Annotated in this window: 18 protein-coding genes; 6 read left to right on the top strand and 12 right to left on the bottom strand. The window is 41.1% G+C overall.

Annotated features, from left to right (window positions below; genetic code table 11):
* Window positions 1-37: 37 nt before the first annotated feature.
* From FD723_RS09155 to FD723_RS09135, 5 genes are read right to left on the bottom strand one after another with little or no spacing between them, the layout of a single operon-like run.
* A complete protein-coding gene (locus FD723_RS09155) occupies window positions 38-1768 on the bottom strand; it encodes a VgrG-related protein (protein ID WP_179065054.1) in 1731 nt (576 codons plus the stop codon).
* A gap of 44 nt (window positions 1769-1812) precedes the next feature.
* On the bottom strand, window positions 1813-2367 hold the full coding sequence (locus FD723_RS09150; RefSeq protein ID WP_179065053.1) for a hypothetical protein: 555 nt from the start codon (window positions 2365-2367) through the stop codon (window positions 1813-1815).
* 38 nt (window positions 2368-2405) lie between these two features.
* A complete protein-coding gene (locus tag FD723_RS09145) occupies window positions 2406-5669 on the bottom strand; it encodes a hypothetical protein (RefSeq protein ID WP_179065052.1) in 3264 nt (1087 codons plus the stop codon).
* 23 nt (window positions 5670-5692) lie between these two features.
* Window positions 5693-6217 carry a phage tail protein gene (locus tag FD723_RS09140; protein WP_179065051.1) on the bottom strand — a complete coding sequence of 175 codons (525 nt, stop codon included), beginning with the start codon at window positions 6215-6217 and terminating at the stop codon, window positions 5693-5695.
* Complete coding sequence (locus FD723_RS09135; RefSeq protein ID WP_179065050.1) at window positions 6217-6447, bottom strand: hypothetical protein; 231 nt, start codon at window positions 6445-6447, stop codon at window positions 6217-6219. Before FD723_RS09135 ends, FD723_RS09140 begins: the two co-directional genes overlap by 1 nt.
* Before the next feature lie 193 nt (window positions 6448-6640).
* Between FD723_RS09135 and FD723_RS09130 the strand changes: the two genes are divergently transcribed.
* Window positions 6641-7900: a hypothetical protein gene (locus FD723_RS09130; protein WP_179065049.1), complete on the top strand. Its 1260-nt coding sequence runs from the start codon at window positions 6641-6643 to the stop codon at window positions 7898-7900.
* Between the two features lie 122 nt (window positions 7901-8022).
* On the opposite strand, the gene FD723_RS09125 is transcribed toward FD723_RS09130, so the two are convergent.
* Both FD723_RS09125 and FD723_RS09120 read right to left on the bottom strand, forming a co-directional pair.
* On the bottom strand, window positions 8023-8358 hold the full coding sequence (locus FD723_RS09125) for a XisI protein (protein WP_179065048.1): 336 nt from the start codon (window positions 8356-8358) through the stop codon (window positions 8023-8025).
* The gene (locus FD723_RS09120; RefSeq protein ID WP_179065047.1) at window positions 8346-8762 is read right to left on the bottom strand and encodes a XisH family protein; all 417 of its coding nucleotides are present in this window, start codon (window positions 8760-8762) and stop codon (window positions 8346-8348) included. Before FD723_RS09120 ends, FD723_RS09125 begins: the two co-directional genes overlap by 13 nt.
* A 337-nt stretch (window positions 8763-9099) precedes the next feature.
* Between FD723_RS09120 and FD723_RS09115 the strand changes: the two genes are divergently transcribed.
* Both FD723_RS09115 and FD723_RS09110 read left to right on the top strand, forming a co-directional pair.
* Complete coding sequence (locus FD723_RS09115; protein ID WP_218651809.1) at window positions 9100-10059, top strand: DUF4157 domain-containing protein; 960 nt, start codon at window positions 9100-9102, stop codon at window positions 10057-10059.
* A gap of 128 nt (window positions 10060-10187) precedes the next feature.
* Window positions 10188-10667: a hypothetical protein gene (locus tag FD723_RS09110; RefSeq protein WP_179065046.1), complete on the top strand. Its 480-nt coding sequence runs from the start codon at window positions 10188-10190 to the stop codon at window positions 10665-10667.
* A 92-nt stretch (window positions 10668-10759) separates the two neighbouring features.
* Here FD723_RS09110 and FD723_RS09105 read toward each other — a convergent pair whose 3' ends face one another.
* The 4 genes from FD723_RS09105 to FD723_RS09090 form a co-directional block, all read right to left on the bottom strand.
* Window positions 10760-11707: a LysR family transcriptional regulator gene (locus FD723_RS09105; protein ID WP_179065045.1), complete on the bottom strand. Its 948-nt coding sequence runs from the start codon at window positions 11705-11707 to the stop codon at window positions 10760-10762.
* A 523-nt stretch (window positions 11708-12230) separates the two neighbouring features.
* On the bottom strand, window positions 12231-12944 hold the full coding sequence (locus FD723_RS09100; protein ID WP_179065044.1) for a WGxxGxxG-CTERM domain-containing protein: 714 nt from the start codon (window positions 12942-12944) through the stop codon (window positions 12231-12233).
* A gap of 617 nt (window positions 12945-13561) precedes the next feature.
* Complete coding sequence (locus FD723_RS09095; RefSeq protein ID WP_372743796.1) at window positions 13562-14860, bottom strand: HEAT repeat domain-containing protein; 1299 nt, start codon at window positions 14858-14860, stop codon at window positions 13562-13564.
* A 168-nt stretch (window positions 14861-15028) separates the two neighbouring features.
* Window positions 15029-15442, bottom strand: coding sequence for a ubiquinol-cytochrome c reductase iron-sulfur subunit (locus FD723_RS09090; RefSeq protein WP_179065043.1), 414 nt, complete (start codon window positions 15440-15442; stop codon window positions 15029-15031).
* Between the two features lie 522 nt (window positions 15443-15964).
* On the opposite strand from FD723_RS09090, the gene FD723_RS09085 reads away from it, so the two are divergent.
* Window positions 15965-17557: a ferredoxin--nitrite reductase gene (locus tag FD723_RS09085; RefSeq protein ID WP_179065042.1), complete on the top strand. Its 1593-nt coding sequence runs from the start codon at window positions 15965-15967 to the stop codon at window positions 17555-17557.
* Between the two features lie 25 nt (window positions 17558-17582).
* Here the strand turns inward: FD723_RS09085 and FD723_RS09080 are convergent, their stop codons facing one another.
* The gene (locus FD723_RS09080) at window positions 17583-17852 is read right to left on the bottom strand and encodes a hypothetical protein (protein ID WP_179065041.1); all 270 of its coding nucleotides are present in this window, start codon (window positions 17850-17852) and stop codon (window positions 17583-17585) included.
* A 69-nt stretch (window positions 17853-17921) separates the two neighbouring features.
* On the opposite strand from FD723_RS09080, the gene FD723_RS09075 reads away from it, so the two are divergent.
* Together FD723_RS09075 and FD723_RS09070 are read left to right on the top strand one after the other, a co-directional pair.
* Window positions 17922-19424: a NarK family nitrate/nitrite MFS transporter gene (locus FD723_RS09075; protein WP_179065040.1), complete on the top strand. Its 1503-nt coding sequence runs from the start codon at window positions 17922-17924 to the stop codon at window positions 19422-19424.
* Between the two features lie 381 nt (window positions 19425-19805).
* Window positions 19806-22019 carry a molybdopterin oxidoreductase family protein gene (locus FD723_RS09070; protein WP_179065039.1) on the top strand — a complete coding sequence of 738 codons (2214 nt, stop codon included), beginning with the start codon at window positions 19806-19808 and terminating at the stop codon, window positions 22017-22019.
* The last annotated feature ends 284 nt before the right edge of the window (window positions 22020-22303 follow it).

Here is a 22303-nt window from a genome sequence, read left to right as displayed (position 1 = left end):
CCCAAGGGCAAACAAGCATTCTCCTGCCTCCTGAAAATTAATTAAGTCGAATCAATGCACCTTTGACTGTAATCGTGCCATTGGCTGAAATGTCTATATTGCCGGCAGCATCTAATGACATATTACCTGTTGATTTCACTGAAACAGATTTAGCCATGTCGTCCATTTTAATTTTATGACCACCAGTGGTTTCAATCTCTATACAGCGATCGCTATCATTGAGATATATTTTGTGACCACCTGTGGTTTCTACACGAATACCTTTTTTACTACTTCCTTTGTCTTCTTCAACAAACTGTAGAACATGACCTACACGAGTCTTAATGGTGCGTAATCTCACACCACTTGTAACCGAGTCATCCACCTTTTCCGGTGGTGCATCCTGACCGTTCCATACTCCGCCAATGACGTAGGGACGGTGGATATCGCCATGTTCAAAACCTACCAAAACTTCATCGCCTACCTCTGGTAAGCAGTCGAAACCTCGATTTGGGCCTGCTCCCAAAGCTACAACTCTCGCCCAGTCACTTGTGTGTTCTTCTGTGAGAGTGGGAAACATTACCTTCACTCTACCCCATGACTGTGGGTCTTTGTTATCAGTCACAATTCCTACTAATAGAGTCTCAGATGGCTGTAGACGTTTTTGTGGAGATAGAGTTGTGAATAAGTTACCAGAACGTAGCCCCCGCACGCTAAAATCAGTTTCATAAACCCGCTGACTATAGAAATGGCGAGTTTCTGTAACATAATACTTACCACTATAGCGATCGCCCATACCCTTAAGCTTAACAACTCGTCCAGGACGAATCTCAGGATTTCCTGCTGCTTTCGCATCTGCATAAACAAATTCTCCTCCCAATTCATCACACAAAGCCTGAGCCATAGCTTTTGCTTGATTTTGACTGGCAACAGGCTTATCTACAACAATCATTTTGGGAGACTTAAGATTAGAAAATGCACTACTGGTACTACTTCCTAGCTGATTGCCTGTCTCAGTTACTTGCTTTTCTTTATTAGCTATTTGGCTAATCAATTTTTTCTTAGTATAGTCCCAGGCACGTACTTCTACAGAACTCACCTGTTCAGCACTGGTGACGCGGGTACTAAATTTACTAATATCATCTAGCCATTCTAATGCTAGAGATTCCTGAACTTTTGGTTTACAAAAATTGAGCTTATCTTCTGTAATAAATAGTTCAAACCCGTTACGGGCTGCCCTTTCTCGCAGAAACTCCATATTAGTTTGGTTTTCTTGGAAAACGTACTTATTAACTTCGCCTGTTGAATCGATATTACCAGGTCTTATACCTACTTCTTGAACTATTTTTTTGACTATATCACTATCAGTTTCATTCAAAAAAGAACGATTATAACGACCTCTGTGAAGACGATGAGAAATATCATAACCACGAACAATGATATCAGCTTCAGATTTTTCATTGAAGTGAACTTCCATTGCAGTAATTTCGCCTTCAATTAGGATTTTTTCTACTTCATCTTGAAAATTATTATCTAGAGTAGTACTCGAAGTAAAACCCAATTTTACTTTCTTGCCAATTTTAAACAATGGCTCATGTCGCCAAGCCTTATTTTCTGGTCGGTCAGATGTAGGAATATAGCTATTATGTATTACTAACGTAAACATTGCTGGTAAATGAAGGCTTTCTTCGATTGTTATTTGCAACAAATCCTTCATTAATTCAGGCGAAGCGGGTTTTCCGTCTATCTGAATTTTAGGCTCGCTTAAATAAAGACTTTTTTTAGGCATAAGTAGCAATATATAAAATTCAAATGTTCCAACAATCCTAAATTTTAATTAGTTTTTCCCAGTTTGGGATTTGGCTGGCGACTTGGACCTTTAGAATCAGATTCGCGTCCTCCAGGAAGGTTATTTTTATCTACTTCTTGCAAGGCTATATCTACCAGCGCTCTAACTGGCGTACCATCACTCAGAAACATATTTAAAGAGTAAGTTAAACTCGTAATTACACAATAAAAATACTCATTTCCCCATGTAAATATATAAACAGGCGGGCGCTTATCAGTTGCTCTATTGATAGTTTCCACACCTTTTTTAATATTATCAATATACTTTTTCATCACCGACTCTTTCGTTTCATAAGTATCATATAATAATTGTTTCAGTGTAAACTTATAAGGTTCAACCCCAGAAAAGTTTACTTTTGGAAGTAAAGTAGTTCCTCTATTACCTTGTTTACTTTCCCACTTCACAGTTCGAGCGAAACTAATATCTGTAGGATTAAACATTAATTCAATATCTGGTGCTTCACCGTTATAAGCTACAAGTTTGGCTTTCTCAAGTTGCGGTTGGCGCTTTTGAATAACAATAATTGCGGGACTTGCCATTTGAATAGTTCTCCAAAAATTAATTATTGAATAGAAAATTACCAAGGTAATCGACCAGAGTAACCGCCATGACGTTCTCGCTCAATTTCTATTCGTTGTCGTAATCTGTGATAAATTTCACGGGCTAGAGCTTCAAGATTAGCCGTATCATCTTTATCATCTTCTTGAGAAGCTAAAGACGTATTCTCTATTGTCTCAGTTATCGGTTGTATTTCTCTAGATATGTCGGGTGGAGTCACTTCTCCGCCATCTGCAAAGCCTCTAGATGTAGGAAGGTGTTTAGCAAAAACTTGTGGCGACTCCTCAACATAAGAAAAATCATAATTTTGGCTATTGGATTCCGCATCACTAAAGTTAAATTTAGTGAATTCATCATTATTTCCATTGAGTAAATCTTCCACACTTGACCATTGAGAAGGTGTATTCGACCATTGGGAAGGTGTATTAGCGCGGGGATTTTCTTTTCGGAAAATTAGGGGAGGTGAGGAGTATTGAGGTGAAGTTTCATCCACATCAATTGTTTCGTTTTGAAGAGGATTAAGCTGTGGAGAATTGAGAATTGAAAGCTTCTGTTTACTAATATTCAACCCCAAAGAAGAAGGAATTACAGAACTGGATATCTGAGGTGAGTAAGTTTCGGTGCTTTTTAGCTGTAATGAAGTGTCTGGAAAAGAATCGACTTTAGTCGGAGTCTCTGGAAAAGTTGTTTCTTCTGGTTCTGTGGGATTGGGTGTCTGTAAACTTGGAAGGATAATATCTTGCGGTGTTCCACCAGTGTTGATGTGATGTAGTAGAGGTAAATTCTTCTGTGCATCTCTAGTATTAATCACAAACTCCCCAGGTGTAAGCATTGCTGGTACTGTATCCGAGGCTGCAATCTGTTGACGATTTTCAACGTGGGAGTCTGTTACATAACCACCAGTAGCATAACCTTTAGGTGCGGGCAAATTTTTAATAGTCGCGTTTTGCTCAACTTCAGATGGTATAGTTACCTGATTTTGTGCGGAAGTTGCTTCTTCCGGGATATCTGGATTATCTGAAATATCAACGGTTGATATCTCAGGATTTGTTACGGCAAAGGGAAGTTCTGATTCTATTGGTTGTTCATTGTCAATAGTTTTCCTGAAAATACTCTCAGTTGTAACGATTTCAGGTAATGTGGCGGGAATTGTTGGTATGTTGGCGTCCTTGTGAGACATCACACTTTCATCAATCTCAGGCGATGTGGCGATAACTGTTGGTGCTTCAACAATCTCAGGCGATGTGGCGATAACTTCTGGTGCTTCAACAATCTCAGGTGACGTGGCGATAACTTCTGGTGTTTCACCAATCTCAGGTGACGTGGCGATAACTTCCGGTGGTTCAACAATCTCAGGCGATGTGGCGGTAATTGCTGGTATTTCAAAAATCTCAGGTGATGTGGCGATAACTTCCGGTGCTTCAACAATCTCAGGTGATGTGGCGATAACTGTTGGTGTTTCACCAATCTCAGGTGACGTGGCGGTAATTGCTGGTATTTCAAAAATCTCAGGCGACGTGGCGATAACTTCCGGTGCTTCAACAATCTCAGGTAGCGCTAAGATGGGATAACTTTCTGTAGACTCGTTGATAGTATTCTCAATACTGCTGTCATGTTGCGGTGAAGTTGCATTTGTTGAGACATCTAAAAGATTATCTGCAATAGCAGATTGCGACTCTAAAGTTACTAACTGTTCATGATTATCAGAGTTTGCGAATAAACTGGGTGTGTCTTCAATATCGGCTGAGTTTGGTGTTAACTGAATAGGTATATTGGCTGGAGACTGATTCGTAAAACTAGAGACAATCTCTGGTTGTATTGGAATAGGGCTTTTTGCAACTGAAGACTGAGAATTAGGTACAGCAGTATCTTGTAGTGGTGTATAGCTGTGCGTTCCTACTATATTTTCATCATTCGCCAAAATATGAAGTGTGTCATTAACATCAGGCGATGTCAATGTTGATGATAAAGCTGTATTTTCTAGAGAATTATCAGCCACTAAATTATCTGTGTCAAAATTATTTGGATGATCTTCTAATATTAAGTCTGCTTCAATATCTGTAATTGCCTCAAAATCACTCTTTCTATTTATGTATGATAATTTTTCTCCTGACGATGGAGATATAAAGGTTGGTAATACTTCATTTTGATGTATTAAATTTGTTGAAGAAGCGATGGCTTGATTATCAATTACCGAAGTAAGTTGATCTGTTTCAATATCCTGTTGTGGTAGCGTTTGACTGAATGGAATATCTGAAATATTAACTAATTCTAATGCTTCAGAGATTATCTGTTGTTCATCATTCTCCAAGGAACTATGAGGAACAAATGTTTGATCTACATTTTGATAAAAAGGAAATTCTACAAGTGAAGATTTTACTGAATAACTTGCATTATCATCTAATTTATTTTCTTGTTGTAATTGTAAAACACTTTCTATCTCAGACGATTCTCTACTAGTTAAATTAGATTCTAATTTAGGATTTACTTGCAGTTCATCGTTAGTAATATTATTGAATAAAGTCAGTTTATCTTTAACGTTAGATAAACTTGGTGTATTAGATAAACTTGGTGTATTTATACCAGGCGTTATAATATCAATTGAATCATCATTTATAATATTATCTGAAGCAATATCCAGTTGTAAAGTGGGGAGTTCTAAGTTAGTCTCAACAAGCAGAGGTTTCTCTGATGCTAATAAGCTATTTTCATCTGAATTAATAGGAATTTTGCTTTCGTCAATAAAATTAGTTGCAGATGATTTGACCGATTTTTTAGCCTTAGATTTAGTGGCTGATTTTTTTTCTGGAGGCTGTTGAGATTTATTTGTTTTTCTTGATTTAGACTCAGATTTACTTTTACTTTTAGTACTAATATTGATTTCTGATGACGTATCATTACTCGTATTGTTTTTAATGCGAGTTGGTATTATCTCTGGAATACTATTTTTTACTAGCTCGCTACTGTTAATATTACTATTTTCTAGTGGATTTATGAAATCAGCAGAATCAAACTCAAGTAAGGGGAATTCATTATTTACATCCTGAGTATCCCAACTATCCCAACCTATTAGTGGTTGTATCGATGGCTCATATTCACGAGATAAGAAAAACTTTGAGGATGTAACTAATGGTGGTTTATTTTGGATGAAACTGATAACATTACTTTGTGAATGTAGATAAGCAGACTCTTTTCTCAATAACATTTTGTGAGAATTAGATAAAGATGTTCTAATGCCCAGGGGATGAATATTGTTTCCTAGTGTAGGTTGAATAATTTGCATAGTTATAGTTAAAAAATAGCCAATTAACTAGAAACAAAATATCCGGTTTTTTGATTTCGTTGTACAGAACTACCTCCTCCTGTAGCTCTGGCAACTTGTAAACCTTCATAAGCTAAAGTTAATTCTTCAATGGCAACGGCTTTGCCATCTGCTTGAAGTGTCGGTGTTTTCCAGGTTATGGGGATAGCACCAATTAAAGTCCAACTCATCATTGTTTCACCGGCTTGATTGAAAATCAAAATATTGACATTACGTCGAGATGTTTTCTTTTGTTCATCAAAAACTGCATTCATCCAGTTCCAAAAACCTGGATGATCGGTAACTCCACGTTTAAGAGTGATGTCTGTAAATTCTGTATGACCTAAATAAATTCTTTGCTGATCGTTGACACCACCTTCTTGAAAAACATTTTTCTTAATTTGAATACTTAATCCTGAACATTCGGCGAAAGATGCAGCAATAGAACTGTCTATCTCAACGTAGAAACGATTAGTAGTGACATAATTTAATTCGTGAGTAATGTTGCCGTTATTAGCGCCTGTAGCCATCACAACCACCTTTGAGAATCATAATTACCTACCCTTTCGCGCTGCGATCGCAAGTCCTCTAGCAGCAGTTTATATACGTGTTCTGTAAGTTGGTTCAAGAGCCGTGAGTCATTGAGGTATTTACCCGCAGCATTCGCCGCCTTGCTAGCTGATGAAACCCCTGCATAGCCAGCAGTACCGCCAACGTCTCCATCGAATGTGAAAAAACTCTGTTGCTGATTTGAGTCCATAAATAAAAAAACTCTCCCTAAATCAAGGCTAAAGGTACTGCATCAGAATCAAAAGTAGCCAAAAGTCGAACTTAGTTTTTCCCTGGATTCAGACTTTTGAACAATTGTGTTGGAAATGCGATCGCAGTACTCTAAATTGTGAGTAACAGCAAAATATTCATCTAGCTACTGCTTGGGCAACCAGGAAAAGAAAATGAGAGAACACGTCAGCCAAGAGAAAAAAACTACTACAGGCTTCTCAATTCCATCCCTGAAACACCCAACACGCGGCTTTGGTTTGGAGTCGTCGGCAATTTCACGCCAGGCGGTTCCAAAAATACAACCACTCCATAAACCAGTTACTCACGATATCAGTCGTATACCACTGCGTACCCAAGCAAAACTTTCAATTAGCCAGCCTGGAGACATTTACGAACAGGAAGCCGATAGCGTAGCACAGCAGATGAAATCTCTGGACATACAACGACAACAAGCGCCAGAGAATGAGGAAGAATTACAGATGAAGCCGATGGTGCAGCGATCGCCGATATTAATGATAGGTAACGAAAAAAGAGAATCTATAATCCAGCGAGATATCGAAAATGCTACCTATGACAAATCCGATCCAACAAGCGCCGAGGCATCTAAGGCTTTCTTCACAGCCTATAATGAAACTGTTCAAAAGGCATATAACTATGCAATCACCGTACCTAGTTTAGGAGCTTATGGGGAATTGAACGGTTATACCAAACTTTGGGTTCAAAAGTGGAATGAACATTTATCGCAAAAGCGCCCGAAGTTGATGGCAGCAGCCTTTGGATATGTAATCGAATCCTTGGTGAGTGACTCAAACTCGGAGTTTCACCCCAACATATCTGGAGAGTATTCAGTGGATACACAGGTAACGGTGGGTGGAACCCGTCCTGATTTAGTTTTGCGGTTAAAAAAAGGAAGCAACTATATTGCATGGCTAGATTTAACAGCCTCAGATAGTGTTGACCATATTTATACGAAGGATAATTGGTCTTTAAAAGTTAGCAATTTTGCAGAAGTTACCTATCCTTCTCTTGATCTTGGCACTTTAGCCTTCATGCAACAAAATAAAGACAATAAGGGCGGAATCAGCGAAGCGGATCTCAAAACAAGATTGGCTGCTGCTCAGGCAGAGTATGGAAAACGTAAAGAGCAATGGAAGGAGCTTGGTCAAAAATTTGCTTTCAATCAGATTTGGAAAGAAATGAAAAAGAGTCGCGAGACTTTAAGTATGATGCCAGAATATCCACGACAATTTATCTTGGAGAAACTAAAGAACGAATTCCAGGTTGCTGAATTAGATGAAAAGCTGGTACCAAGTATCTTAATTGCTATGGGCGTATCGGCAGTACCTTGGGGCTATACAACGGGATATAGCAGCAGTGAAAAAGCAGGTGAGGCATGGCTGATAGATAATGCGCCTGCTGAAGCTTCAACTTGAATATGTGCGATCGCCCGATACTATAAAAATTGGGTTGCCGAAAATTTAGACTTTCGATGAATTGTATTAAAGGTGCGATCGCCTGATCTTGTAGAGTGTGAAGTGCGATCGCGATGTTGTCGTTAAAAAACTCCATAACCCGTATATTCCCGCATTTCAGGAGATTGAAATCCTAAAACAATATCATCTTTTGGAATCCCTCTCTCTACAAGTTCTTGAGCCACTCTCATTTCCGTCATATTCTGCTCAATCGAAATTTTTCCCTGTTTAATATCCAAATGTAAAACACAACCATAGACTCGCCGATGACCATCCCATCCCACATTCATAACCATGTAATGGTCTTGTTTTGTATCAAAAACAGTGTAACAATCAATCTGACCATTCGCTATTGGGATAGCAGCATAAGTCGTCAACAACGACTGAATGATATGGCGATTAGACTCTAGGGTATCCATTGTACAATTACCTCTTGAATTGGGTCATAAATAATTTGTTTAATCTGATATCTCTCTACAGATATTTGGGCAAATTCCCGCTTGAAAAAAGCTCCATAAACACCTATGGGCACTGCCAAATAGAGAATGCGATTTGGATCGCTGATTTCTAAGGCAAGCCGATAATTCAAAAACTGTCCTAACGCAGCATGATAATCTGTTAATGGTGAATCACTCAGGAACGTTTTAATTTCAACTGCAATTTTTTCTTCACCCCGCTCTGCTCCTAACAGTTGCTCTGCACCTAAATCTATTTCAAACTTAGTTCCGCCAACTTCTAGTCGCAGAGGATCATCGGTTATCTTCCACTGCTCCTTTTCTAAAGCAATTCTAACTACAGTATGAAATTTATCTTTAGCTGCCATTGTTAACGTTTTCTGATTTACTTAACATTTTAGTGCGTAGGCGCACCGCAGGCATCGCCACTATTGTAGAGTGCGAAAACGTGCGATCGCATCTCTTTTTTTTAGTTGAGTAAATGGACATGAAATTGTCAAATTATCAAGATTTGCCCACCCTACACCTCTTTAAGTGCGTAGGCGTAGCCCGTCGTAGACATCGCCCGATACTATAAAAATAGGGTTGCCGAAAATTTAGACTTTCGATGAATTGTATTAAAAGTGCGATCGCTGTACTCTAGTTAAAGATGATCAACTAGTATAGATATTTATCCACCGACTGATCGGGCATCAGGAGAAGTACATGAGAGAACGCGTAAGTCAGCCCAAAAAAGCAACCACTGCTTCCTTCTCAATACCTGCACTCAAACAACCGACGCGTGGTTTTGGTTTAGACTCCTCTGGTGCTTCATCCCAAGCAGTTCCATCGCTGCAACCCTTCAACAAACCACTAATGCATGACATTAGTCGTATATCACTACGTCCCCAAACAAAACTCACTGTTAACCAGCCAGGAGATGTTTACGAGCAGGAAGCTGATAGAGTAGCACAGCAGGTAATACAGACGATGGGCGAGTCTGTAAGTAAGCAGTCTGTACAACGAGAAGCATTGCCAGAGGAAGAAGAAGAATTACAAATGAAATCTCTGGCAGATAACAATATTTCGCTGCAACGGGAAGCATTGCCAGAGGAAGAAGAAGAATTACAAATGAAATCTCTGGCAGATAACAATATTTCGCTGCAACGGGAAGCATTGCCAGAGGAAGAAGAAGAATTACAAATGAAATCTCTGGCGGATAACAATATTTCGCTGCAACGGGAAGCATTGCCAGAGGAAGAAGAAGAATTACAAATGAAATCTCTGGCGGATACCAATATTTCGCTGCAACGTCAGGGTGGTGGGATTGCAGCCACATCTGACTTGGAAACTTCAATCCAACAGGAACGAGGAGGCGGACAGCCACTTTCAGACGATATCCGGCAACCAATGGAACAATCTTTTGGGACTGACTTTAGTGGTGTCAAAATCCACACAGATAGCCGCTCTGACCAACTCAACCAATCCATCCAGGCTCGTGCCTTTACCACAGGACAGGATATATTTTTCCGTCAAGGAGAATATGCTCCAGAGAGTCATGGAGGGAAGGAATTACTTGCCCATGAGTTAACTCACGTTGTCCAACAAAATGGTAGTGCGCTTGGGCGTAAATTGCTTCCTGACCAGGAGATAAAAAAAAACAAGTCCAATCTAAAGCCCTTCTGAACTCGCCTTCTGGGTATCAACCAGTAATCCAGCGTAACCCTTTTGAAAAGCTTAAAAAATTCTTTTCCAAAGATGATGACAATGAAATAGAAGAAATACAGGTGAACGGGGAGGACTGGAAAAAATATATGGAGTTAGATATCTTGACGATGCAGCCTAGTGATATCATAACGGACAGGCAATTTGGGCATAATTTATATATAAGTATCAGATGGTACAACAAATCGCAGAAAAGATTGCGCCTTTTGACACCGCCACCACTGGAATATTTTGAGGAAATAACCAAGATCACGACAGACAACGGCGGCAATAGAACTACGGAAACAGAATCGCTAGATCAGTACGCAAACAGGCCAAATTCTAATACTTTCCGTAGCTACGCACTTGGTACTCAGGGCATGATTATAGATCCAGGTCAGTCGCTCACTGCAAGATTTCTTGATCCACCGCAGATCACAATCACACAAGAGTATAAATCCCGCACAGTTAAATTCAAAATCGGGTTACAGGGGTCGCAACAGTGGCTAACTGGTGTGCAGCGACTAACGTGCGAGAATAACGAGATAATAGAGCATGAATTTATCCCAACACGACTCAGGGCTGGCTAAAAACTACGGCACAATTAGTTTTTAGAAACTATTAATTATCTTGCAAAAGTCCTATCAGAAATTAAAGACTCTTGAATAATGACTAATAACGCTTAAGAAGCCGATCGCTGCTGGTCAATTTGTAGTGGTATATTTTCTAGCACAAGTTGCCAAAAGTGTTTGATGGGGGGAATTTGCAGACGATCTTGAGTTGTCACCATCACTACCCGACGAGTCAAACTGGAACCATCTGCTAAACCACTAGTATGATTGCCGGCTAAGGAACGAATCGCTAGGGTAGGATCAAGACGAGCTTCCAGTAATGCTGATTGAGGTAGCAAAGCTATTAGTTCTCCTTGGCGCACAACTCCCCGAAAGGCATCTAGGGTATTTACCTCCAAAGCCGATTGGAGTGTAGCTTCCATGCGCTCAAATCTATCTTGTATTAGGCGCTGCATCCCATAACCATCTTTAAAAACCACTTGGGGATAACGAATTAGCTCCGACCAAGGGATGAATTCATATTGGGACAGGGGATGATTGGCTGCGGTTAAAACTTCTATCGGTTCATCATAAAGCACTTCTACCACCATTTCTCTACTGGTGGTTAAAAAGCGATTATTCATCACAATTGCTAAATCTACCAACCCATCTTTGAGGACTTTCAGGGCGCGATCGCTTCCCAATGAAGTCACCCGCAATTGCACATCTGGATAATCATGACAAAATTTTTGTAACACTGGTGGTAAGTAAGATCCACATAAAGAGTGAATCACAGCAATGCAAAGTTCTGGTTGCTTTCCGGCGATTAAATCGGCTAATTCTTCTGTCGCAGTCTGCCACTCTTGGCAAATTTTGCGGACGCGGGGTAGCAAACGTTCACCTCCTAGCGTCAGCTTGGCATGACTGCTTCTGTGAAATAGTTCTATCCCCAAATCTGCTTCTAATGCCTGAATTTGGCGACTGATCGTCGATTGGGTAACACCAGATGTTCGCGCTGCTTGTTGAAAGCTGCCGGTTTGGGCGATCGCTAAAAAGGCTTGCAACTGCTCTAGGCGCATTTTTATGTAGCCTGAATTACATTTATTGGTTTCATTAAATTAACGGATTTTTAACCATAATTTAGTAGAGTTTGTTACATAGCGGTTCCCAAGTGCATAAAGTAATCATGTTAAGACATCACCCCTATCCCTCTTTGTGAGTTTAAAGAAGGTAAATAACAGGGCAAACACATCTAAATGTTAACAAAGTGGCAAGTAGAGGTGTGTTTTAACCCATATTCCGCAGATATTGAAGCAGATTGAATAATTAATGAATTTGAATAGTAAAAAGCCTGAAATAATTGTCATCTAATCATTTCAGGCTTTTTTTATAAAATAATCTATCAGCAAATAAGAACTCCTTGCAATCATCCCTCATGACAATCAACGATCGCTATCTTATGCAACTGTTGAAAAACACATGGTTTTGTAGAACCTCAAGCAGATAGCCGTACACTTGCGTATACGGCTGCGATCGCATCAGATTTGCAAGAGGCACAGAGGGTACAAACGACCGCTACGCACTCCTAGAGTGTGGTGAATACTATTTTCTAGAACGAGAAGTTGTTACTTCATCAGGATCGCTATAAGCCCGGACTTTTTCGCGATTACGAGTTAGTCCTGCTAAACCAGCTAGACCAAGCAAACCTAGCCAACCCCAATTGAAACCGCGATCGCTAGTTCTTTCAGATGTTGTGATGCCTGCATTCCTATTAGTACCTGTAGCATCAGTGCCCGTTGTTCCGGTACCTGTGGCATCAGAGCCTGTTGTGCCAGTACCTGTAGTACCAGTTCCAGTACCTGTGGAATCAGAGCCTGTTGTGCCAGTACCCGTAGTACCAGTTCCAGTACCTGTGGAATCAGAGCCTGTTGTGCCAGTACCTGTACCAGTGCCAGTAACTGTACCATTGCCCGTTGTCCCAGTTCCAAGACCACCGTCCGTAGTTCCAGCACCTGTACCATTGCCTGTTGTGCCAGTACCTATACCACTGCCCGTTGTGCCAGTACCTGTACCACTGCCCGTTGTGCTAGTACCTGTACCACTGCCCGTTGTACCAGTGCCTGTACCACTGCCCGTTGTACCACTGCCTGTACCACTGCCCGTTGTACCACTGCCTGTAGCTCCAGTACCTGAGCTAGAGCCTCCACTGCCAGAACCTCCACTCTGGGCAAAAACAGAAGGAGGTAAGGACACAGAGGCGAAACTGATGGCAAAGACAGTAGCTAAAACAGCTTTAGATAAATTCAAAGGCTTCATATTTATGGTTCCTTGTATCTTCTAGATTTCTGTGGGTGATTAATTTTCAAAACCGATATTGTCTATTCAATCCACTGCTAAATAGGTAAATATCGACCAGTATTGAGGAGTCTTTCATCTAGCTTGTTTTGGCATTGAAAGCATTTGAATATCTCACAACAACTTACTATTGGTCAGAAAAAGTAAAATAATTCATAATCAGTAATTACTACTTCATAATTGAGAACGCACTACTAAATTCGCTTGCTCACAATCGATAGATAAGGAATAATATTTATTTTCTAAATTAATTTAAAAAATAAAATTATATATATTATTCTTTTCTACCCAACTTTTTTTAATTACTTATTGTGAATTATTTTGTTGCTTGTACACAGAATAGCTGATAGTTGTTTATCTAACTTCTACCCTAAGTGTAAAACCATTTATATCGCAGGACTTAATTTGGCATTTTAGTCTATGAGTGTAAAAAGACAAAATGTTTTAGAGGTTGCAATTAAATAAATCTCTAAGAATACTTCAAAATATTATTTCACGTGATAACTTATAACTTCATACTCCAGGTGTGTCTTACTTGAGACTTAAGGAATACTTTTATTATCAGTTATTGCTAAAATCTACCATTCGGCTAAAGCGATCGCTATTCCTTGTTTTAAATCTGGCGTGATTGCATCGTTGTTTGCTAACTGCTGCAATTGTTGATGTGTAGCTTCACTATCCAGATTTTTCAGTGCAGCGATCGCATGTAGTCTCACCGATGCGTTAGAATCGGCTAACATCGAAATCAATGGTTCAATTGCCTGCATTTCGCCTAACTGTCCTAAAGATAAGGCGATCACACTTTTAATGTTAGTAATCTCTGTGGCTGGATGTGGCGATCGCAGTATTTGCAATAATATTTCTGCGGCTGCTGTAGTTAACTGTGGTTTTTGGACTCGTCCCAAAACTGTGACAATTTCTTGCCACACTATTTCTGATGTACTTTGATTCAGTGCTGTTTGCAAATATTCTAAACTCGATAATGTTCCCACCCAACTTAAAGCGCGGATGGTTTCTAATTGCAGCTTTATTGGTGTCTGGGGTGAAATCAGCAAATCAAATAAGCATTTGGCAGCATCATCACTACCAATTCGAGAAAGGGTAACTACGGCTGCACAACGAACATCAAGGTTAAAGTCGTAAAGTTTGGGTTGCAGTTTCGTTATTAAATCTAATGCTTGGTGTAAGTCGGGGCGAAAACCTAAACCAAGCAGTGCTGCACGCCTGACTGTGGCGGCTGTATCATCCAAAGCTTTTAACAATACTGGCGGTACACGTTCGTCATGAAAACTGCTGAGGGCTTCAATTGCGGCGGCGCGGATTGCTGCTTGTGGATCTTGTACTACACTCAAGAGTGGTGTGATGGTTTCTGGTTGGCGAATATATGAAAGCGATCGCACTGCTAACAATCGTGTATCTTCATCTAATAAAAGTTCAGTTAGTGAAGCAATAGCAACAGTACCCATTTGCCCTAGTGCTGTAGCTGCGATCGCTTTGAGTTCTTCATCCTCATCGGTTTTCAACAATTCAACTATTGCCGCGATGGCTTCTGGGTGTTGAAATTCGCCCAAAGTCCTTGCCGCATACCAGCGTAATTCTTCTTCTGCGTCTTCATCTTCTAATATCTCAATGAGTGGTGGAATGGCAATAGTTCCCAAATGAGTCAACAATTTGCTAATTTCCCAGCGTTGCTGAAAATCCCCCATTTCTAACATTAAAAGTGTTAATTTCAGAAGATATTCTCGGTTTGTAACTATCTCTAAATTTTCCGAGTCTGTTCTTAAAATTAACTGTTGCAAATATTGAATTAATGATGACCAATCAGCTGCATTGTATGCTGCCTCAACTTGCACCAAAAGCTGTTTGATATTACTCACAATATCCTGCTTTAATTATCATCTTCTGCCCCCTAAGAGTGCTGAGTTATGAGTGCTGAGTGCTGAGTGGGGAATCTCACTTCTTTACTCAGGACTGGGAACTAGCTCAACGCCCCGGTATCACTAACGGAAAAGAGGAACTATTTTGTCTCTTGCCTCCTGCCTCCATTAGCTTGGCTTGACTACAACAGAATTACCCTCAATTTTGGCGGCATAAGTTTTCAGCGGGTTTGTCGCCGGGCCTTTTTGCACTTTACCGTCAGCCCCAAATTCCGAACCATGACAAGGACAAGCGAATTTTTTCGCATCAGCCTTCCATGCTACAGTGCAACCTGCGTGAGTACAGGTAGGATTAACAGCAGTCAGATTGGCGGTTTTAGATGTGCCGACTACCAGCACAGGCCCGGCGGGTGAGTCTTTCGCCAGCAATTGACCTGTTTTATCTAATTCTGCCGATGTACCTACTGTTTGCCAATCTTTAGATGCTGGAGTTGTTTGAGAAGAACAAGCTGCGATCGCTACAGGTAGAGAACTCGCAATCAAACCCAAACCTACCCAATTGATAAAATCACGACGTTTCATAGTTGCTGAAATAATATCTAAGTTTTAACTAACATCTGCTGCTAAATCTTGGATTTTAGATTTTGGATGAATCTATGGCGATCCAAAATTGCTTTAGTCATCTCAAATACCGTTGATTAAGGGTTATACATCGTTCATTGGTTACTTTAATGCAAATAATGCATAGTATTCATGCAGTTTGTAGTAATTTTCCCAAAAAACGTAACATTTTATACGATTTTAACAAAAATCTCGCCTTAAGTTATGAGTATCGAAATTGTTACATAAACATTATCTAAACCTGCTTGACAAATTCCCAAGATGTAAATGGCGACAAGTTTTCCTTAACTAACCACGGATTTGAAGTTTCGAGTTGGAATGCTCTTGAGTAAAAATAATCAGCCGTAATTCAGTTCAGGATTGAGTTTTTATTTCCTAACCTTCGTAGATTCATCACCTGATGTAACTACGGATTGATTGGTATTGGTAAATTACCAGCACAGATCCTTAGCATATCAGTAATTTGCAACAAGATTTAGCTTCATGACAGACACAGTAACTACCACCAGCCTCAATAAATTTGAGAAATTAAAAGCAGAAAAAGATGGACTTGCCATCAAGAGTGAGATCGAGAAATTTGCCGCCCTCGGTTGGGAGGCAATGAACGAAACAGATCGCGACCATCGACTGAAATGGGTAGGCGTGTTTTTTCGCCCAGTTACTCCAGGCAAGTTTATGATGCGGTTGCGGATGCCTAACGGTATTCTTACCAGTAGGCAGATGCGGGTTTTAGCCCAAGTGGTGCAGCGTTACGGTGATGATGGTTGCGCTGATATTACTACCAGACAGAATATCCAATTACGGGGAATCAGAATTGAAGATTTACCAGATATCTTTAATAGATTTGACGCAGTTGGTTTAACCACCATTCAGTCAGGGATGGATAACGTCCGCAATATCACAGGCGATCCGGTGGCGGGGTTGGATGCAGATGAGTTGTACGACACGCGAGAGTTGGTACAACAAATTCAAGATATGCTCACCAACAAAGGCGAAGGGAACCCAGAGTTTAGCAACTTACCACGGAAGTTTAATATTGCGATCGCAGGTGGAAGAGACAATTCGGTTCACGCTGAAATTAACGATTTGGCTTTTGTGCCAGCATTTCAGGAAGCAGGGGAGCCAAATTTCCCCTCTGCTGATTCCCACGACAAAATTTTCGGGTTTAATGTTTTAGTCGGTGGATTTTTCTCAGCTAAACGTTGTGAGGCGGCGATTCCTCTGAATGCTTGGGTGGCTCCAGAAGATGTGGTAGCTGTATGTAGAGCGGTTTTGGAAGTATTTCGCGATCATGGGCCACGCGCTAATCGGCAAAAATCTCGGCTGATGTGGCTAATTGATGAATGGGGTGTAGATAAATTTCGAGCAGAAGTAGAAAGCCGTTTGGGTAAATCATTAGTATCCGCAGCGGCTAAAGACGAGATCGACTGGGAAAAACGCGACCACATCGGGATATATAAACAAAAACAAGCAGGATTAAATTACATAGGACTGCATATTCCTGTTGGTCGGCTGGATGCCGAAGGTATGTTTGAAATCGCTCGTCTAGCAGAAGTTTACGGCACTGGCGAAATCCGGTTCACAGTTGAGCAAAACATTGTTATTCCCAACATTGCAGACTCGAATTTAGCAACATTTTTAACAGAAACTTTGCTAGAAAGATTTTCAATTGATCCTGGTTTACTGGCGCGATCGCTAGTATCTTGCACAGGCGCACAATTTTGCAACTTTGCCCTCATCGAAACCAAAAACCGCGCCTTGGCAATGATTAAAACCTTAGAAGAAGAGCTAACCTTCACCAATCCAGTGCGAATTCATTGGACAGGTTGCCCTAACTCTTGCGGACAGCCCCAAGTTGCAGACATCGGCTTGATGGGAACTAAAACTCGCAAAAATGGCAAAACCTTGGAAGGTGTTGACATATATATGGGTGGCAAAGTTGGCAAAGATGCTCATTTGGGTACTTGCGTCATCAAAGGCATACCATGCGAAGACTTGCAGCCAATATTGCAAGATTTACTCATCCAAAAGTTTGGGGCAAAACTCAATAAAGAAGCCTTAGTCGTTAGTAATTGATTGGGGATTTGTCATTGGTCATTGGTTAAGACTCATATTTTAACCTTAAAGGTTCAACTTCCGAGTTCAAAGGTGCAACTTCCGAGATAAAAGGTTCAACTTCCGAGTTCAAAGGTGCAACTTCCGAGATAAAAGGTGCAACTTCCGAGATAAAAGGTGCAACTTCCGAGATAAAAGGTGCAACCTCCGAGATAAAAGGTGCAACTTCCGAGATAAAAGGTGCAACCTCCGAGATAAAAGGTGCAACCTCCGAGATAAAAGGTGCAACCTCCGAGTTCAAAGGTGCAACTTCCAAGATAAAAGGCGCAACCTCCGAGTAAAAAGGCTCATCTTCTCCGTATTTTATTCAATTAGAAAGATTAGAATGCTTAAAAACTTATTTTCATTCAGCGATCGCTACCGTATCTTACATCAGACTTGGTTTGCTTTCTTTCTCACCTTCGTTTGTTGGTTTAACTTTGCACCCTTCGCTACAACCATTGGTAGAGAATTACATTTAGCACCAGAGCAAATTAAAACTTTAGGCATCTGTAACCTCGCCCTCACAATTCCCGCACGCCTAATTATTGGGATGCTTCTGGATCGTTTTGGCCCCAGAATCACCTACTCAATCTTGTTGATGTTTACGGTTGTTCCTTGTTTGGCGACAGCACTAGCGCAAGATTTTAATCAACTAGTCATCAGTCGTTTGCTCATGGGAATTGTTGGATCTGGGTTTGTGGTTGGTATCCGCATGGTGGCCGAATGGTTCCAGCCGAAGGAGATGGGAATTGCACAAGGTATTTATGGCGGTTGGGGCAACTTTGGGGCATTTGGTGCAGAATTTGCCTTACCGATACTGGCAGTTTCTACGAGCTTTTTCGCTGGTGGTGCTTCTAACTGGCGGTTTGCGATCGCACTTACAGGGATTATTGCAGCCATCTACGGCGTAATTTATTACAACACTGTCCAAGATACGCCCGCAGGTCAAGTCTATAAAAAACCTAAGAAAAATGGTTCTTTGGAAGTAACCAGCATTAAAAGCTTCTGGGCGATGATTGTCTCGAATTTTGGTTTGATTTTCGCTCTAGGTTTATTAGCTTGGCGTTTAGAACAAAAGAACATTCACTTCCTAACTTTGAGCCAAATGTATCTGACTTGGTTAGTATTAGCAGGATTATTTGCTTACCAAAGTTATAAAGCTTGGGAAGTCAACCGAGAACTACTAATTGGCAAGAAAACTTATGCTCCATCAGAACGCTTCCAATTTGGTCAAGTAGCCTTACTCGAATTCACTTACATAACTAACTTTGGCAGCGAACTAGCAGCCGTTTCTATGCTGCCGGCATTTTTTGAAAAAACCTTTGCTTTAGAGCATGTTGTCGCTGGGATGATTGCTGCTACTTATCCCTTCTTAAACTTAATTTCTCGTCCCAGTGGTGGCTTAATTTCTGATAAATTTAACTCCCGAAAGTGGACAATGACTATTATCAGCGCTGGCATTGGTGTTAGTTATTTGATGGCACATTTTATTAATAGTAACTGGCCGATTCCAGTAGCGATCGCAGTGACAATGTTAGCCGCCTACTTTGCCCAAGCTGGCTGCGGTGCAACCTACAGCATCGTCCCCCTAATTAAAAAAGAAGCCACTGGACAAATAGCCGGTAATGTTGGAGCTTACGGTAATTTTGGCGGCGTAGTTTACCTGACAATTTTCAGCTTAACCGACGCTCCCACACTGTTTTCCACAATGGGTTTAGCCGCCTTAGTCTGCGCTTTTATGTGTGCCTTCTTCCTCAAAGAACCAAAAGGTTCCTTTGCCCCTGCTTATGAAGGTGAATTACCAGAAACCGCAACTCAAAATCCTATCTTCTTAACTGAAGAATAATCAACTGAAAGATGAAATAGTGAAATTAACTATCAAATCTAAATTAGATAATTTTACACTTCATCCTTCCATAGCAATCCTAATGCATGAAAATCTCTTTTCTTCTCTCTGCGCTCTCTGCGTCTTGGCGATTCGTATGACTGGTTCCCAGCCTAGAGGCTGGGAACCCATTCTGGGAGGCTCCGCCTCCAGTAGCTTGACAAGAGGCAGAGCCTCTTTTAAATATATTCCCAGCCTGGAGGCTGGGAACAAGATAACAAAAGCCTTTGGGCTTTTCGTAGTGTCATTCGTTTCAAAGAGTTTTTGTGTAACACATAAATTTCTCAATCTATCGCTACATCTGAGGTTGCATAATCAAAACAACAAAATGGTACAACTGCCATGAGTGAATTTACCAAAACCCTCTGTCCCTACTGTGGTGTTGGCTGCGGTTTAGAAGTTTCACCCCCAGCCCAACTTGGCAAAGCCACTAATCGAGATAACCAAGGAAATCCAACTTGGCGCGTGCGCGGCGATAAAGCCCATCCATCCAGTCAGGGTATGGTTTGCGTCAAAGGTGCAACGATCGCAGAATCTTTAGATAAAAATAGATTACATTACCCAATGGTGCGAGACTCCTTAGATCAAGAGTTTCGGCGTGTTAGTTGGGATGAAGCTTTCGATCTCATCACCAAGCGTATTCAAACTATCCGCTTCACCCAAGGGCCAGAAGCCTTATGTATGTATGGTTCAGGTCAGTTTCAAACCGAGGATTACTACATAGCCCAGAAACTCATGAAAGGCTGTCTGGGTACTAATAATTTTGATGCTAATTCTCGTTTATGTATGTCTAGTGCTGTGGCTGGCTACATTCAAAGCTTTGGTTCAGATGGGCCGCCATGCTGTTACGAAGACTTGGAGTTAACCGACTGTGCATTTTTAATTGGTACTAACACAGCCGAATGTCACCCCATTGTTTTTAACCGTCTAGAAAAATATCATAAAAAGAACCGCAAAGTCAAAATGATTGTGGTTGATCCCCGTCGCACACCAACCGCAGAAGCCGCTGATTTGCATTTAGCCATTCGTCCCGGAACAGATATCGACTTGTTGAATGGCATCGCTCACTTGTTGATGCGCTGGAACTACATTGATACCATGTTCATGGACGATTGCACCATCAACTTTCCTGCTTATGCGGAAGTAATTCGCCACTATCCGCCGGAAGTTGTGGCTCGTCAATGTGGAATCAGCATTGAGGATTTAGAAACAGCCGCGCGCTACTGGGGTAAATCTGAGCGGGTACTGTCTTTGTGGTCAATGGGTGTGAATCAATCCTCAGAAGGGACGGCTAAAGTCAGAACTATCATTAACCTGCACCTGATGACTGGACAGGTTGGCAAACCTGGGGCTGGCCCTTTCTCCCTCACTGGTCAACCGAACGCAATGGGAGGACGGGAAGCCGGAGGTTTGGCGCATTTATTACCAGGTTATCGGGTGGTGAAAAATCCTCAGCACCGCGCAGAAGTTGAGGAGTTTTGGGGACTTAAGCCGGGACAGATTTCGCCCAATCCCGGTTTGACTGCTTGGGAAATGATTACTGGGTTGGAAAATGGGGCTGTAGAGTTACTATGGATTGCCGCTACTAATCCCGCAGTGAGTATGCCAGATTTAGAGCGGACTAAAAAGGCATTGTTGCGATCGCCTTTCACTATCTACCAAGATGCCTATTATCCCACAGAAACTTCTGCTTACGCTCATGTTCTACTACCAGCAGCCCAGTGGGGTGAAAAAACTGGCGTGATGACAAACTCCGAACGGGTGGTAACTCTGTGTTCAGGATTCCGCCAACCGCCAAGAGAAGCAAAAGCAGATTGGGAAATTTTTGCCGAAGTTGGACGTAGATTAGGTTTTGAGAAAGAATTTGCCTTTACTAACTCTGCGGAAGTTTACGCTGAGTTTGTCCAACTAACTAAAAATCGCCCTTGCGATATGACAGGTATCAGTCATACGCAATTACAAGCAGAAGGCCCGACGCAATGGCCCCATCCTGAAGAGAGCAGGGGGAGCAGAGGAGCAGGGGAGGCAGGGGGAGAAACCTCTGGAAAGCGTTTATATACTAATTTGCGTTTCCACACCCCTGATGGACGCGCTCGATTTGGGGCATATTACTCAAAGGGATTGGCAGAACCACCAGACCCAGATTATCCCTTTGTACTAACTAATGGACGACTTTACGGACACTGGCATACGCAGACACGCACTGGTCGAATTGAAAAAATTTGCAAAATGCATCCCGAACCGTTTATTGAAATTCATCCCCGTGATGCTGCTAAGTTAGGTATTGTAGATAATCAGTGTGTGGAAGTGCGATCGCGTCGCGGTAAAGCGAAGTTTCCTGCTAAAGTAACAAAAGCGATCGCACCTGGTACAGTTTTTGTCCCTATGCACTGGGGTTCACTGTGGGCAGACAATGCCGAAGCTAACGCCCTCACCCATCCAGAAGCGTGCCCCGATTCACTCCAACCAGAATTAAAAGCCTGTGCAGTGCAATTGATACCAATTTCAGTAGAAGTTCCCATCAAAAATCATCAACTCCAGTCTTCACAATGGTAAGCTGCAAAGTGTCGCTCGAAACTGGTATTTTATAACCAGCAATAGGTAATTTCGTCAATAATCAATAGTCAATAGTTATTATTATTTTTTATGACTCTCTAATTTTGACTGTTACCAATTATTATATCTAAAGAAGTACAATCTCTATAAACTAGAAGTTTTACTTTTAGATATGGATGAAGAATAAAAAAATAGATAGAAAACTTACAAAGTATTAGTAAGTAATTTTTAATCCTCTAGATTTATCTATGGGATTTTATTTTATCTTAGAATCGGGTGCAGCA

Origin of the sequence: Nostoc sp. C052 (assembly GCF_013393905.1) — a bacterium.
Taxonomy (GTDB): Bacteria; Cyanobacteriota; Cyanobacteriia; order Cyanobacteriales; family Nostocaceae; genus Nostoc.
This window is presented reverse-complemented; position numbering and strand designations above follow the sequence as displayed.